General features: G+C 27.3%; 20 protein-coding genes. 1 reads left to right on the top strand and 19 read right to left on the bottom strand.

The window, feature by feature from the left end:
* Positions 1 to 171: 171 nt before the first annotated feature.
* The 17 genes from LEQ07_RS11605 to LEQ07_RS21495 all read right to left on the bottom strand — a co-directional run bounded on the left by LEQ07_RS11605 (position 172) and on the right by LEQ07_RS21495 (position 13,165).
* On the bottom strand, positions 172 to 327 hold the full coding sequence (locus LEQ07_RS11605; protein WP_263330758.1) for a hypothetical protein: 156 nt from the start codon (positions 325 to 327) through the stop codon (positions 172 to 174).
* A complete protein-coding gene (locus tag LEQ07_RS11600) occupies positions 327 to 1,049 on the bottom strand; it encodes a kinase (RefSeq protein WP_263330757.1) in 723 nt (240 codons plus the stop codon). Before LEQ07_RS11600 ends, LEQ07_RS11605 begins: the two co-directional genes overlap by 1 nt.
* A gap of 127 nt (positions 1,050 to 1,176) precedes the next feature.
* A complete protein-coding gene (tpx, locus tag LEQ07_RS11595; protein WP_021432625.1) occupies positions 1,177 to 1,662 on the bottom strand; it encodes a thiol peroxidase in 486 nt (161 codons plus the stop codon).
* A gap of 144 nt (positions 1,663 to 1,806) precedes the next feature.
* Positions 1,807 to 2,655 carry a DUF4438 domain-containing protein gene (locus LEQ07_RS11590; protein WP_263330756.1) on the bottom strand — a complete coding sequence of 283 codons (849 nt, stop codon included), beginning with the start codon at positions 2,653 to 2,655 and terminating at the stop codon, positions 1,807 to 1,809.
* Positions 2,656 to 2,737: 82 nt separating this feature from the next.
* Positions 2,738 to 3,313, bottom strand: coding sequence for a TVP38/TMEM64 family protein (locus LEQ07_RS11585; protein ID WP_046822944.1), 576 nt, complete (start codon positions 3,311 to 3,313; stop codon positions 2,738 to 2,740).
* 145 nt (positions 3,314 to 3,458) lie between these two features.
* Positions 3,459 to 4,598, bottom strand: coding sequence for a hypothetical protein (locus LEQ07_RS11580; RefSeq protein ID WP_046822943.1), 1,140 nt, complete (start codon positions 4,596 to 4,598; stop codon positions 3,459 to 3,461).
* A gap of 13 nt (positions 4,599 to 4,611) precedes the next feature.
* Positions 4,612 to 5,034 (bottom strand): sensor histidine kinase, encoded by a 423-nt coding sequence (locus LEQ07_RS11575; RefSeq protein ID WP_263330755.1) that lies wholly within the window; start codon positions 5,032 to 5,034, stop codon positions 4,612 to 4,614.
* A gap of 32 nt (positions 5,035 to 5,066) precedes the next feature.
* Positions 5,067 to 5,240 (bottom strand): histidine kinase dimerization/phospho-acceptor domain-containing protein, encoded by a 174-nt coding sequence (locus LEQ07_RS11570; RefSeq protein WP_263330754.1) that lies wholly within the window; start codon positions 5,238 to 5,240, stop codon positions 5,067 to 5,069.
* A 20-nt stretch (positions 5,241 to 5,260) separates the two neighbouring features.
* Positions 5,261 to 5,875, bottom strand: a complete 615-nt coding sequence (locus tag LEQ07_RS11565) for a HAMP domain-containing protein (RefSeq protein ID WP_263330753.1) — start codon at positions 5,873 to 5,875, stop codon at positions 5,261 to 5,263.
* Positions 5,876 to 6,066: 191 nt separating this feature from the next.
* Positions 6,067 to 6,321, bottom strand: a complete 255-nt coding sequence (locus LEQ07_RS20160) for a winged helix-turn-helix domain-containing protein (protein WP_317852075.1) — start codon at positions 6,319 to 6,321, stop codon at positions 6,067 to 6,069.
* Positions 6,318 to 6,755, bottom strand: a complete 438-nt coding sequence (locus LEQ07_RS20155) for a response regulator transcription factor (RefSeq protein WP_317852074.1) — start codon at positions 6,753 to 6,755, stop codon at positions 6,318 to 6,320. Before LEQ07_RS20155 ends, LEQ07_RS20160 begins: the two co-directional genes overlap by 4 nt.
* Before the next feature lie 19 nt (positions 6,756 to 6,774).
* Complete coding sequence (locus LEQ07_RS11555; protein WP_263330752.1) at positions 6,775 to 7,965, bottom strand: asparagine synthetase B family protein; 1,191 nt, start codon at positions 7,963 to 7,965, stop codon at positions 6,775 to 6,777.
* Positions 7,946 to 8,608: an asparagine synthetase B family protein gene (locus tag LEQ07_RS11550; RefSeq protein WP_263330751.1), complete on the bottom strand. Its 663-nt coding sequence runs from the start codon at positions 8,606 to 8,608 to the stop codon at positions 7,946 to 7,948. The genes LEQ07_RS11555 and LEQ07_RS11550 overlap by 20 nt, the downstream gene beginning before the upstream one ends.
* Positions 8,609 to 8,810: 202 nt before the next feature.
* Entirely contained in the window at positions 8,811 to 9,014 is a 204-nt protein-coding gene (cspD, locus tag LEQ07_RS11545) for a cold-shock protein CspD (protein ID WP_046822939.1), read from the bottom strand.
* A gap of 110 nt (positions 9,015 to 9,124) precedes the next feature.
* Positions 9,125 to 10,969 carry an ABC transporter ATP-binding protein gene (locus LEQ07_RS11540; protein WP_263330750.1) on the bottom strand — a complete coding sequence of 615 codons (1,845 nt, stop codon included), beginning with the start codon at positions 10,967 to 10,969 and terminating at the stop codon, positions 9,125 to 9,127.
* On the bottom strand, positions 10,962 to 12,821 hold the full coding sequence (locus tag LEQ07_RS11535) for an ABC transporter ATP-binding protein (RefSeq protein ID WP_332843134.1): 1,860 nt from the start codon (positions 12,819 to 12,821) through the stop codon (positions 10,962 to 10,964). The genes LEQ07_RS11540 and LEQ07_RS11535 overlap by 8 nt, the downstream gene beginning before the upstream one ends.
* Before the next feature lie 20 nt (positions 12,822 to 12,841).
* Positions 12,842 to 13,165 (bottom strand): hypothetical protein, encoded by a 324-nt coding sequence (locus tag LEQ07_RS21495; protein ID WP_332843133.1) that lies wholly within the window; start codon positions 13,163 to 13,165, stop codon positions 12,842 to 12,844.
* A gap of 150 nt (positions 13,166 to 13,315) precedes the next feature.
* On the opposite strand from LEQ07_RS21495, the gene LEQ07_RS11530 reads away from it, so the two are divergent.
* Positions 13,316 to 13,759, top strand: coding sequence for a MarR family winged helix-turn-helix transcriptional regulator (locus LEQ07_RS11530; protein WP_046822375.1), 444 nt, complete (start codon positions 13,316 to 13,318; stop codon positions 13,757 to 13,759).
* A gap of 28 nt (positions 13,760 to 13,787) precedes the next feature.
* On the opposite strand, the gene LEQ07_RS11525 is transcribed toward LEQ07_RS11530, so the two are convergent.
* On the bottom strand, positions 13,788 to 14,456 hold the full coding sequence (locus LEQ07_RS11525) for a sensor histidine kinase (RefSeq protein WP_263330749.1): 669 nt from the start codon (positions 14,454 to 14,456) through the stop codon (positions 13,788 to 13,790).
* 46 nt (positions 14,457 to 14,502) lie between these two features.
* Entirely contained in the window at positions 14,503 to 14,814 is a 312-nt protein-coding gene (locus LEQ07_RS11520; protein ID WP_263330748.1) for a triple tyrosine motif-containing protein, read from the bottom strand.
* Positions 14,815 to 14,829 lie beyond the last annotated feature (15 nt).

Genomic DNA, 14,829 nt, shown 5'->3' with positions numbered 1-14,829 from the left:
CTTTATATAAATATAGTTATTAAGTTAGTATATTATTCTTTTTAAAAAGTTACACTATAAATAAAATTTATCTTAACTAAGTCAATTTAACTAACTATATACAAAAAGAGGCTCCTTAAAAAGTTAGTATAAATTATGTTCTCATACTAACTTTCAAAGGCCTCTTTTTTTTTATGCATTTTTATAAATATACAATGCTTCTACTCTAGCACAATAAATTTCCTTTTTATCATATCCTATATATTTTGCATATTTTTCAATTTTTTCTTTTTCAATTTCTATATCGCAACCATGATTCTCTTCTATCTTTTCTACATATTTATCCATTAAATATTCTTTATATTTTTTACATCATAACCTAAAAACTTAGTTAGTCTTTCTATTTCACTATTAAAGTCCCCATCTTCTTTTATAAAAAACTCATATATATCTTTTCTATATGGGTTTAGAGCAATTATTTGTTTTATAACATAACTTTCATTAGTTTTATCTATAAATCCATCTTTATAATTATTAAATAGTGCATTAGATTTTATTATATTTTCTTCTTCTATATAACTAGATACTATGTCTACCCCATTATCTAAAAGTGCATCAATTACTGCATAATGTACTTTAAAGCAATCTTCAAATAAATTATCTGCTAATATATTTATTAACTTTTTATCTTCCATTGATTTTTGTGCCAAACTTATTTTTTTATTTTTGTTTTGTATTAAATAATCTTTTGATAAGTTTTTAGATTTTTTAGAGTATGTTAGATATTTTAGGCAATAGTTCTTTTTAAAAAGGTTAGTGTCAATAGTTATAATTTCATAGTTAACAACTATTTCTACACCTTTTTTTATACAATTATCTATATACTCTTCATAAAGTTTTAGCCCAACTTCATTTATATCTTTTGATGTGTAATTTTTAGACAATTCTTTTTTCAATTTGCATTTATACTCAGTTGCTTGATTTAAAAATTCTTTTCTAATAGAATTATATCTTACTTTTTCTTCAGGAAATTTTATCAAAGCTCCATTTATATCAAATTCTTCCACCAAATATATCCCCCCTAATATTTCAATTAAAAACAAAGATTATATATACTTTGATAAAGTACACTCTTTTTCCTTCTTAATATAAAAAAGATGTCTCAAAAACTTTTTTTGAGGCATCTTTTTATTATTATTACTTAACAGCTTCTATTGCTTTTTCATAGTTAGGTTCATTTGTTATTTCTTCTAAGTACTCTGTATATACTACTTTATTGTCTTCATCTACAACTATAACAGCTCTTGATACAAGACCTAATTCTTTTATATATAAACCATACGCTTTAGAGAATTCTCTATCCTTATAATCTGATGCAGTAACAACATTTTCAATTCCTGCATTTCCGCACCATCTAGCTTGTGCAAATGGTAAATCCATTGATATAGTAAATACTTTAACATCATTTAATTTTGCAGCTTCTTGATTAAACTTTCTAACCTCTATATCACATACTGCAGTATCTATTGATGGAACTGCTACTAATATTCTTTTTCCCTTTGTTTCGCTAAACTTTATAGGACTTAAATCATTTCCTACTACTGTAAAGTCAGGTGCTACATCGCCTACTTTAACTTGATTCCCTTCTAATGTTAACGGTGCTCCACTAAATGTAACTTTCATATATATATCCTCCTAATTATCTTTCAATTTTATTTTCTTCTTTAATTAAATTATTATGCAAAATAAAAGAGCATAATTTCTTATACTCTTTTATACCCGATCAAATTATTATTAAACAGTAATACTCAATAGTTAATTTTTTATTTATATATAGTTAGATATATTTGCATTTTCGTCTATAATAGCTTCTATTATAGGTGTTTTGCTAACCATTATAGTCGTAACTCCTGGCCCATGACCAAGCGTTACACAATCACTATGAACAATTACACCTATGCTAACTGCTCCTTTTAAATATCCCCTTCCATATGTATTATCGCAGTCTTCTAGTAAAACTAAGTCTCCAAATTTCAATTTATCAAGTCCAAGTCTTTTTATTTCATCAAAGTCAGCAGTCATTATATCATAATCTCCAGTATAAGCACTACTTGATCCTATACCTGACCCCATTAAGTATGGTGGCACTTTTGCAACAACTGGTACTTGTATTTTGCCATCTTTTTCTGTTATTCCTAATTTTTCAAATAAATTTGGATCTATACTCATTATATGTATATCATCGAAATCTTCTAATTTTAAACCTTGTCCATAGGCTTTAACCATAATTTTATCATCTATAGCTAAATTTTCCAAAGTCTCCTCATCAAAATGTATAAGTACGTGCTCTATTCCACCATGCATACCTGTAACATATCCTTTTGCCCCTTTAGCTTCTCCACTTACAACCTTAGCCTCATTTCCTATACATGCAAACGTCATAAGTGCATTGCTCTCTCTTACATCTTCATTTCTGATAGACACTCCTGGTTCAACATGATCTCCAGCTAAACCATAAACGCAATCCCCTATCTTTACATTATATGAAATTCCTCCTGTCGAAGGCAGTATAACAGGTTTTCCTTCATGAGTTACTCTATAACTTAATGCTAGTGGATGATGTATTTTCCCTTGAACTGACCATTTTACAACTTTATCTTTGTTTGTTTTTAACATAAAATCCCCTATTATTTAAATAATTTTAAAGAAAATTAAAAATTCTCTAATAGTATACTATTAGAGAATTTTTTAATTTATGTTAATTATGATGCTTAGCTTCGATTCTTGTATTTATTTTTCTTCCAACTAAGAATGATATAATTGTTAATGCTGCTACAAATATAATTCTCATAGGACTATGTATAAATCCTAGTAAATCATTACCTATATAACTTGCAATTAAAAACATTAATATCCTACCACTTATCATGGCTGGTACAAAACTTTCCCTACTCTTATTTGAAACCCCACAAGCTATCGTAACCAAGCATCCAGGTATAAATGGGCAAGAATACGCAATAAACAATGTAGCAAAGCCCTGGTGTTTTACCCAGTTTATAGCCCTATCAACTTTATTATTTTCTATTCTTTCAAATATTTTTATATGACTAAATTTATTTGATAATAAAAATAGTAAATATGTACCTGTACAAGAACCTAATACTGAACCTAAAAGTCCAAATACCCATCCCATCATAACACTATTTGCAACTACTATCCCCATAAGTGGTAATGCAGGAATAAAACTTTCTAAAAAACTTGCAAATGTCCCTATTATAAAAACTAAAATAAAGTTATCTCTAGCCAATGTAAATAATGTCTCTATATGTTCCATACTCTATTCTCCTTAAATATATAAGCAAATTCTATTTGTTGTCTTCCTTTAATTTAATACTATTTTACTCCTATTATTTTTTATATCAATATTTATTACTTAATTGTAATGGAAATATAGCAAAAATGACAACTCATAAGAGTTGTCATTTTTTACTCGATATACTATATGTGTATATTTCGCTGTCACCAAATTTATTACCTTCTATAGAGTATGCTAACTTATTGTTATCACTTATGGCTATATAAGGTATGCCTTTTATCATTGGAATGCACCCAAGTTTATATAAGTCTACATTCTCATTATATATACCTAGATCATATACATCTATCGTACTTTCATTATTACCCGTATAGTATACAGTTACTAGTTTACTTTTATCTTTGCTTAAATACATTTCGTCTAAATGTACTCCATTTATTAGTTTTTTAGATTTGCTTTCAGTGTCATATACATATAAATTTTTCTTATCTGCATTAGTTCCTTCAATTAATAAATATTTATCGTCTATAACATCAAAGTCAGATATAAATTTTATAGCATCAATTTTAGATACTGAATTGTTTTTCAAATCATATATATCAATTTTATTTTTATTTATATTTAGCATATAAAGTTTTGTTCCATCTTGAGAAAATAAAATTTTATTTACATAATCACTTTTCTTAAGTTCATAAGTTTTAACAATTTTTTCTTCATTTATGTCGTATGAAAATAATTCACTATTTTTATAACCATAAAAACCACTGCTATCTGGCACCCATCCTAATAAATCAAAATAGTACGGTAAAGTAATATAACTGTCGTCTTTTAAGTTATATAATACACTCTTTAAATTTTTATATTTATCACTTTTTTCATTTTCCGCTGTGCTATATGTTAATATTTCCTTAGATGGAGACATACTCTCCATATTATACATAGTAAAAACACCATCATTTAAAGTTTTTACATTTAAAATGCTTTCATCATCAGGGTTTATTTCATATATGTTTATTCCAGTTTTGTTTTTGTCTGTATAATTACTTATAGCAAGTAAATTATCTTCATTGAATTCTAAATCTAGAATATAGTCATTTACAGGTATAACAGAGTCTAGTTTTATACTTTCATTTTTATTTTTATAGTTACTTTCATTGTAATCATAAGTTTTTCCATCTAATTTTACATTTTTGCTATATTCTTTATTTTCATATACACTTACGTATACAATAAGCGAAAGTATCCCTACAATAAAAAGTAAAAGTATTATGTTCTTTATATCTTGCTTTATATTCTTTAGCATTATATAGTTCTCCTTAACTTATTGTAGGAAGTTTTATAGAAACCTCAGTGCCTTTATTAACCTCGCTTTTTATGTCGATTTTCCCATTATAGCTATCAACTATTGATTTGACAATAGCAAGTCCTAATCCAGTACTTCCTAATTCTCTAGTTTCACTTTTAGATACTCTATAAAAAGGAGATAATATATTTTCAAGTTCCTTCTCTTCAATACCTTCTCCTGAATCTATAACTGATATATTTGCAAACTTACCTTCTATATATGCATTTACAAATATGTCTGAGTTAACTTTTCCATATTTAATAGCATTATCAAGTAAATTTATTATAATTTCTTTAATTTTATCTTCATTAGCAATTATTTTTATATTTTTTCCAACATTTATTTTTATACTCATATTATACTTTTTAGCTTTATGAGTCATATCTTCACACATACTTATTATAATTTTAGATAGATCTATCTTTTTTAATTCATAATCAAAGTTTTTATTACTATTTTAGATATATCAAGTAATTGTACAATCATTCTATTTAATCTATTAGCCTCAGATATAATTCTATTTATTCCTTTATTAAAAAACTCTTCATCTGTAAATTGGTTATCTTTTATAATTTCACTATATCCAATTATAGTTGTCATAGGAGTTTTTAGCTCATGCGTTACATTATCAAAAATTTCTTTTGTTTTTCTGATAACTCTCTTAAATTATCTCTATCGCTTTCTATAGTTTTTATCTGAGTATTTATTGTCTCAATCATATTATTAAAATCAGATGCAAGCATTCCTAACTCATCACTAGAACTTATATCTATTTTTACATCAAAGTTCCCATCTGTAACTTCTTTAGTTTTATTTGCTAAATTTTTTATTGGAGATGTTATTTGCTTTGATATAATATATGCAATAATCATACTTACCGCAAAAATCATCACAGAAAAAATCAATGTTTTATTTATAAATAATTTAGTTTTATTAAATAAAGGTGTATAATCATTTGCAAATCTTATCATACCTATGAGTTTATCTTCTCTAAAAATAGGATATGATACATATACTAAAGCCTTATTATCTTTATATTCGATTGTATACGACAGTTCTCCATTTAATGCATTTTCCATATCTTTAGTTATTTTTAATTGTTTATATTTTTCTGTTCTTGGGTATATTAATTCCCCTATATCATTATAAATATAAACAGTTTTATCTAATCTATAAGTCAAATCTCTTGAAATTGCACTACTTTTTGATGCAAATGAAATTTTATTAAATTCCATTTTATTAAATCTAAAATACTGATGTAAATATAAATTAATACTTTTAGTTGTATCTTTGATTTCATTATCAATTAAATATTCTACTACATTATTAAGTACTGAGTTGCTATAAATAACTATAGAAAATATAACAAAAAAGATTATAACCAAGAAAAATAGCATTATTTTGTTTGTTATGGAGTTTTTCATATTTATATTTTTTGTCCAGATAACTTATACCCTGCTCCAATTACAGTTTCTATACAATTATAATCGCCTAGTTTTTTTCTAAGCCTTTGTATATGAGTATCTACAGTTCTACTTTCACATTCAAAGTCTATTCCCCATATATTATCTAGTAATTGGGCTCTATTTAGCACTGTATTTATGTTTTCCACAAAATATAAAAGAAGTTCGTATTCTTTACTTGTTAAATGAATAATCTCATTATCTAATCTAACTTTCATTTCTTTTTGTTTATTTCTAACCCATTTGCTAATTTAACAACTTCTATATCTGATTTAATATTATCTTCTAATAAGCTTATCCTTCTAAATATAGACTTAACTCTTGCAACTACTTCTCTTATATTAAATGGCTTAGTTATATAATCATCCGCACCTAATTCTAAGCCTAAAACTTTATCTATAGTGTCTGACTTCGCAGTCAACATTATTATAGGTATAGAGAAATTAGTTGTTACATTTTTACAGATATCAAGACCATTCATATCTGGGAGCATTAAATCTAATATAATTAAGTTCGGCCTGAAACTCGATACAAGTTCAATAGCAGCTTTTCCAGTATCTGCTATTTTAATTTCATAACCTTCTTTTCTTAGAGAATAAGATAGTATATCCGATATATTTTCTTCATCTTCAACTATTAATATCTTCTTCATATCTACATCCTTCTTTCGTTTATAAAGAATCTATATTTTTTCCTTCTATAAATATTTGGTGCCATAAACAGAATACAAATATTGTCCAAACTTTTCTTGAGTTATCTTTACTTCCTTTTATATGTTCATCTAGTAAACCTATAGCATACTCTTTATTTATAATATCATCCGTTTTTGATTGAGTTATTATATTTCTTACATATTTACCTAAATCATCTTTTAACCATACTCTTATAGGTGTTGGGAATCCTAATTTTTTCTTTTCTACCATATGTTTAGGTACTACATCTTTAAATGCTTCTCTTAGTAAAACTTTTGTATTCTTATTGCTTATTTTTTGATCTAATCTTAAATTTCTAGCAACCTCAAATACTTCTTTATCTAAAAATGGCACTCTAAGTTCTATAGATGATGCCATTGACATTTTATCACCTTTTAATAAAATATCTCCTTCTAACCATGTATTTATGTCTATATCTTGCATAGTTGTTATATAGTCATAGCTTTTTCTTTTGCAATCTCTATATAAATCTCTAACTACTTTACTATATGTGTTATTATCATCATACTTATTTATTATACTCTTTACTTCATTATTTTCAAATATTTTAGCATTTCCTATATATCTTTTTTCTAAAGGTGTAGTTGCTCTAACTAAGTAATTTTTACCTCTTAGTTCTGGCATTTTTGTAAATATTTTATTTAAAGTTTGATTTAAGCCTTTAGATAATCCTAAAAATGGCTTAACCGCTTCATATTCTTTGTATATATTGTAGCCTGCAAAGAACTCATCAGCTCCTTCGCCAGATAATACTACAGTTACATGTTTTCTAGCTTCTTTTGATAAGAAATAAATTCCAACACATGATGGATCTGCTAATGGATCATCTAAGCTGTATATAACTTTAGGAAGTGATTTTATATAATCTTCTTGAGTTACTCTTATTTGTATATTTTCAATACCTAATGCATCCGCACTTTTCTTTGCAACACTTAATTCATTATATCCATCCACTTCAAATCCTACAGAAAAAGATTTTATTTTAGGATTTATTTTTGATGCTAGTGCAGCAATTATAGTTGAATCTATTCCTCCCGATAAGAATGTTCCAACTTCAACATTAGATATCATATGATGCTTTACAGAATCTTCTAATATATTATATATATCTTCTTTTGTAACTTCTTTATCATTGAAATCTAGGATCAAAATATTTTTCAAATCTTATTTGATTATCTTCAATTGTAAAGCAAGTTCCATTAGGCACTTTTTTGATTCCTTCCATCATAGTTTTATATCTTGGAACATATTGGAATGATAAATAGTTTTGTAAACTTTTATCATCTACATTTTTTTCATTTACTATTGGCATTAAAGCTTTATATTCTGATGAAAATGCTATATATTCATCATTTTCAGTGTAGTATAATGGCTTTATTCCAAAATGGTCTCTAGCCCCAAATATAGTATTTGTATTCTCATCATAAATTACAAATGCAAACATTCCTCTAAAATCTTTAACAGCTGATTTACCATATTGTAAATAAGAAGTAAGTAATACTTCTGTATCTGATCCAGTTTTAAATTCATGTCCTTTAGCTATAAGTTCATCTCTTAGTTCTTCGTGATTATATATTTCCCCGTTAAATATTATAGTACTCTCTTTTTTGCTAAATGGTTGATGTCCATGAGATAAATCAATTATACTAAGTCTTTTAAATCCAAATCCTACATTGTCTTTCACAAATAACCCTGTATCATCAGGACCTCTATGATTAATCTTTTCAGTTAATTCACTTAATAAAGCTTCATCAACCTTTCCTTTTTTACTATATAAAAAAAACGTGTCCACACATAAAATTTCTCCTTCTGTCATAAATACAAATTATTCTTATCTTTTCTTGTCTATTTTACATATTTTATCATATCCCTGTAACAAATTGATTACGCATATGTAACAAATCTGTTACATAGCTCTCGCTCACAATAAAAAAAACTAGAGAAAACTCTCTAGTTTTAATTTCTTAATTGTGTTTTATATATTATAAACTCAATTATTCTGCTATTGTTACGTTAGCAGCTTGAGGTCCTCTTGCTCCTTCAACTATTTCAAAGTTAACTGCTTGACCTTCTTCTAATGATTTGAATCCATCTCTTTGTATAGCTGAGAAATGTACGAATACGTCATCTCCACCTTCTACTGATATAAATCCAAATCCTTTTTCATTATTGAACCATTTAACTATTCCATTCATCATTTTGGAATCCTCCTAAAACCTTGTAAAAAAATTTAACATTTACTAATGTTACCTTAATTTTAACACAATTGTAATTACTTTACAATATGTTTGTAATCAATTTGGAAAACTTATTCACAATCTTCAAATTGACTATTATATAAAGATGCATAGAATCCATCAGATTTTAATAATTCTTCATGATTTCCTTGCTCAATTATATCTCCATCTTTCATAACTAGTATTAAATCTGCATCTTTTATAGTTGATAATCTATGAGCTATTATAAAGCTAGTTCTACCTTCCATAAGATTTTCCATAGCTTTTTGTATTAAAACTTCTGTACGAGTATCAACTGAACTAGTAGCTTCATCTAATATAAGTATTTTAGGATCTGCTAAAATCGCACGAGCTATAGTTAAAAGTTGCTTTTGACCTTGAGATACGTTACTAGCTTCTTCATTTAACTCCATGCTATATCCTGCTGGAAGAGTTTTTACAAAGTGATGTACATGAGCTGCTTTAGACGCTTCTATAACCTCTTCATCAGTAGCATCAAGCTTAGAGTATCTTATATTTTCCATTATACTACCATTAAATAACCATGTATCTTGTAAAACCATTCCAAATAAACTACGTAGGTCAGCTCTATTAAAATCATTTATATTTTTACCATCTATTAATATAGCACCTTTATTTACATCATAAAAACGCATTAATAATTTTACAACTGTAGTTTTACCAGCCCCAGTAGGCCCAACTATTGCTACTTTTTGTCCTGCTTTTATATTTGTTGTAAAATCATTTATTATTATTTTATCCTCAGAATATCCAAAGTTAACATGGTCAAAAGAAACATCTCCTTTGATATTTTCAACACTAACTGGATGATCACTTACTTGGATCTCTTCCTCTTCATCTAAAAATTCAAAAGCTCTTTCTGCTGCTGCTGCCATAGATTGCATTATATTTGCAACTTGTGCAGTTTGAGCGATTGGTTGGTTAAAACTTCTTACATATTGTATAAATGAAAGTATATCCCCAACTTGAATAGTTTTCTTTATAGTAAAGTATCCACCTAATATAGATACTAACACATAACCTAAGTTACCTATAAAAGTCATCATTGGCATCATCATTCCAGATAGGAATTGTGATTTCCATGCAGATTCATATAATTTATCATTTAATTCATTAAACTCTGCTATAGCTGCATCTTCTCTATTGAATGCTTTAACTATATTGTGTCCACCATAAGTTTCTTCAACTTGACCATTAACATGCCCTAAATATTTTTGTTGAGATTTAAAGTGGCTTTGTGAGTTTTTAACAATAAATCCTATTATTATCATAGATACAGGTAATATTAATAATGAAGCTATAGTCATTTGCCAACTTATAGATATCATCATTATAAGAACTCCTATTACGGTTGTAACAGCAGTAATAATTTGAGTCATAATTTGATTTAAGTTTTGACTTAATGTGTCTATATCATTTGTAATTCTTGATAACACTTCACCATGTGTTCTTTTATCAAAATACTTAAGTGGCATACGGTTTATTTTTTCTGAAATTTCTTTTCTCAATTTATATGAAACCTTTTGAGATATTCCAGAAACTATAAATGCTTGAACAAACGAGAATAACGCACTTATTACATATAGTCCTAATAAAATTAAAAGAACTTTACCTATATAATCAAAATCTATTCCTGCGTTTCCTTGATTACTAACTTTTCTAACTAATCCTTCAAATATCTCAGTAGTAGCTTTACCTAATACCTTAGGTCCTACTATAGAGAATGCAGAACTTCCTATTGCAAATATAACTACTATAAATATAGATATTCTATAAGGTTTTAAATAATTAAAAAGATTTTTCATTGTTCCTTTAAAATCTTTTGCTTTTTCTGTTCCTCTCATTCCTCCCATAGGTCCGCCCATTTTAGGAGTAGATTGCTTTTTATTACTCATTGTCAAGTTCCTCCTTTGAAAGTTGTGATTGGGCAATTTCTTTGTACACTTCACAATTTTTAAGAAGTTCTTCGTGTTTTCCAATTCCTACAATGCTACCTTGGTCTAAAACTATTATTTGATCAGCATTTAATATTGTACTTATTCTTTGAGCTACTATAAGTACTGTAGAATCTCCAGTTTCTTCTTTTAGTGATTTTCTAAGTGCTGCATCTGTTTTTAGGTCTAAAGCAGAGAAACTGTCGTCAAATATATAGATTTCTGGGTTTTTAGCTATTGCTCTAGCTATTGAAAGTCTTTGTTTTTGACCTCCTGAAACATTTGTACCACCTTGTGAAATTTCACTTTCAAACTTATCAGGTTTAGTTTCTATAAACTCTAAAGCTTGTGCTATCTCTGCTGCTTTTCTAACGTCTTCATCTGTAGCATCTTGATTTCCATATCTTAAGTTAGAGTTTATGTCCCCTGAGAATAAAACTCCTTTTTGAGGTACATATCCAATTCTATCTCTTAAATTATGTTGACTAGCATCTTTTACATCTACTCCATCAACTAATATCTCACCTTCTGTTACGTCATAGAAACGAGGTATTAAGTTTATAAGAGTTGATTTTCCTGCTCCTGTACTTCCTATAAACGCTGTAGTTTGACCTGGTTTTGCAGTAAATGTTATATTTCTTAAAACATCCTCTTCCGCATTAGGATATCTGAAACTTACATTCTTAAATTCAACTATACCTTTTTTATTTTCATCAAATTCTTTAGTATTTTTCTTATCTTTTATATTTACATCTTTACTTATAACTTCATCTATACGGTCCATAGAAACTATAGCACGTGGCAATATCATAGATACCATTGATATCATTAAGAATGCCATTATAATTTGCATAGTATATTGTATAAATGCCATCATATCTCCAACTTGCATATTTCCTGAGTCAACACGATGAGCACCGTTCCATACTATTAATATAGTAATTAAGTTCATTATTAGAGTCATAGTTGGCATCATCATAGACATCGTTCTATTAACAAATAAATTAGTTTTCATTAAATCAGTATTTGCCTTATCAAATCTTTTTTCTTCATGCTTTTCAGTACCAAATGCTCTTATTACTAGCATTCCTGTAAGCATTTCACGAGTTACTAAGTTTACCTTATCAACAAGTTTTTGAACGGATTTAAACTTAGGCATAACTAATGCAAATAAAACTAATACTACAGATATTATCGCAAGAACTGCAACACCTATTATCCAAGCCATAGAAGTATCAGTTCCTAGTACTTTTATAACTCCACCTAAAGCAAGTATAGGTGCATAAAATACAATTCTAAGTAACATTACCATTAACATTTGTACTTGTTGTATATCATTTGTACTACGTGTTATTAAAGATGCAGTGGAGAATTCATCCATTTCTTTATTAGAGAATGAAATTACTTTATGAAATACATCTTTTCTTAAGTTTCTACCAAGTTTTGCTGCTACTCTAGCTCCTAAGTATCCAACTGCTACTGTAGCTATCATACTTATTAGGGCTACTCCTAACATTATCGCACCCGTTTTGAATATGTAGCTAGTTTGAAGCTTATCTACATCTATTCCGATTGCCTTGTATTCACCTTTTACATATCCTATAGCACCTTGAGTTACCATACTTTCTGGCATTTTATCAACTTTTTCATCAAACTTAGATTCTATTTGCTTTAAAGAATCCTTAGGCATTGACTTGAAAGTAGCCATTATATCCATATTAGGGTTAACCGGAACTCCAGGTGGTGTCATTTGTTTTACAATTTGAGACTTATTTTTTTCTATACCAGATACTATCATAATAGATTTTGACATTATAGGGTTTAACTTATCTATTACTTCTTTATCATTTGTATTAAGCTTATATACTTTTCATCAATCTTAATATCTTTAAACTCACCCTTATCAAGTAAGTCATAATATTTCATCACTTCATTTTTGTCTTTGTCACTCATAAAGATAGTAAGATTATTTAGTTCGCTCTCTCTTATAACTTCTGGAACTGCATTTTCAATACCATTTTGCTGAATACCAACATTTACTATATTAGATGTGTAATCAGGTAATGATAAATCACATATAGCTTGAATCGTTAACAGTCCAACTATAAGTACTACAGAACCGACTGAGTTTCTTAAATGTTTAATTAACTTAATCATTTTGCTACTTCTCCCTTTTAGATTTTAATAGTTATGTTTTAATAATTATTATATTTTATAATTATTATAAGTCAATAACTTTTTTAAATTGTATAAAATTTTATTTTAGTTTATAATAGTAATATAATTACAGGTTAAAGGAGATTTTATATGGATAAAAAAGATTTAACTAAAACATCTGATGCATTATTCAGCTTGTTAATTCAACTGAATAATAAAGTGTTTAATCAAGATAAAATGGTTAAATGCTCGCCTCTTCCACCATCACATGTTAAAGTTATATTTTATTTACTTAATAATGGGTCTTCATCTATATCAGACATAGCTTCTAACTTAGAAATATCTAAGCCAAATATGACGCCTATTATAGATAAACTTTTAAAAGACGACCTAGTTCATAGAACTGAAGATCCTAATGACAGAAGAATTGTCAGAATAGCGTTAACACAAAAAGCTTTGGACATATCAGCTGAACATAAAAGAAGACTAAAGGAGTCTCTTTTCACTAAATTGTCAACGCTTTCAAATGATGATTTAGTCCAAATGCAAGATTTGGTTTCTCAGCTTACTAATATAATAGTCAAGCTAGATTAAATAAAAAAGAACTCTGTGGAGTTCTTTTTTATTTAACTTTTTCAGGTAAAATTATAATAAATTCGCTACCCTTGCCAACTTCACTTTCAACATATATAGTACCACGGTGTAGTTCTATAATTTGCTTGGTAATAGTTAAGCCTAAACCGCTTCCTCCTTTTACCTCTGAATTAACATCAACAACTTGATTAAATCTATTAAATATTGATTTATGGAATTTTTCAATTCCGATACCATTATCTTTTACACTTATCATTACTTTATCATTTAAATCTTTTACTTTTATTTCTATCTTTCCACCTTTTTGTGTAAATTTAACTGCATTTCCAATTAAATTTACTATGCATCTTTCAATTTCATATCTATCACATTCTATTATTTTCTCTTCAATTTCAGGATCTATTATAAACTCAATGCCTTTGTTTTCTATAAAATCTCTAAGCCCTAAAACAGTCTCTTCTACAATATAAACTATATCATATTTTTCTAATTGAACCATATACTGACCATTTTGTAATTTTGTGCTATCTATTATATTATTAATAAGATTTAAAAGTCTTTTTGAGTTTTTATCTATAACATCCATGTAATGACTTATTTTTTCTTTGCTTATTCCTTCTTTCTTTTTATTAAGTTCACTTATAAGTTGTCTTGTACTATTTATTACATTTAAAGGGGTTCTTAATTCATGTGACAAATTTACAAAATAATTGTTTTTATTTTTTCTAATACAATAACTTTATTCAAAGATTATTATTTTTTTCCATTTCATTTTTAAGCTGAGAAGTTCTTTTTTCAACAAGCCTATCTAATTTTTTCATTCTATTTATACTCATGTAAATTATTATTATTATTATTACAGCATATATAGATAAAGCTATATTACTTAACCAACAAGGTTTTTTTATAGTAAAATTAATACTACTTTGTTCGCTAAAATTTCCATTATCATTTCTCGCAACCACTTTAAACGTATAATCTCCAGCATCTAAATCACTAAAAACAACAGTATTCTCATGAGTTATATTCCAATCACTATTTTTTTTCGAATACAAGTTAAAGGGATTATT

The organism is Paraclostridium sp. AKS73 (genome assembly GCF_025671395.1).
GTDB lineage: Bacteria > Bacillota > Clostridia > Peptostreptococcales > Peptostreptococcaceae > Paraclostridium > Paraclostridium benzoelyticum.
This window is presented reverse-complemented; position numbering and strand designations above follow the sequence as displayed.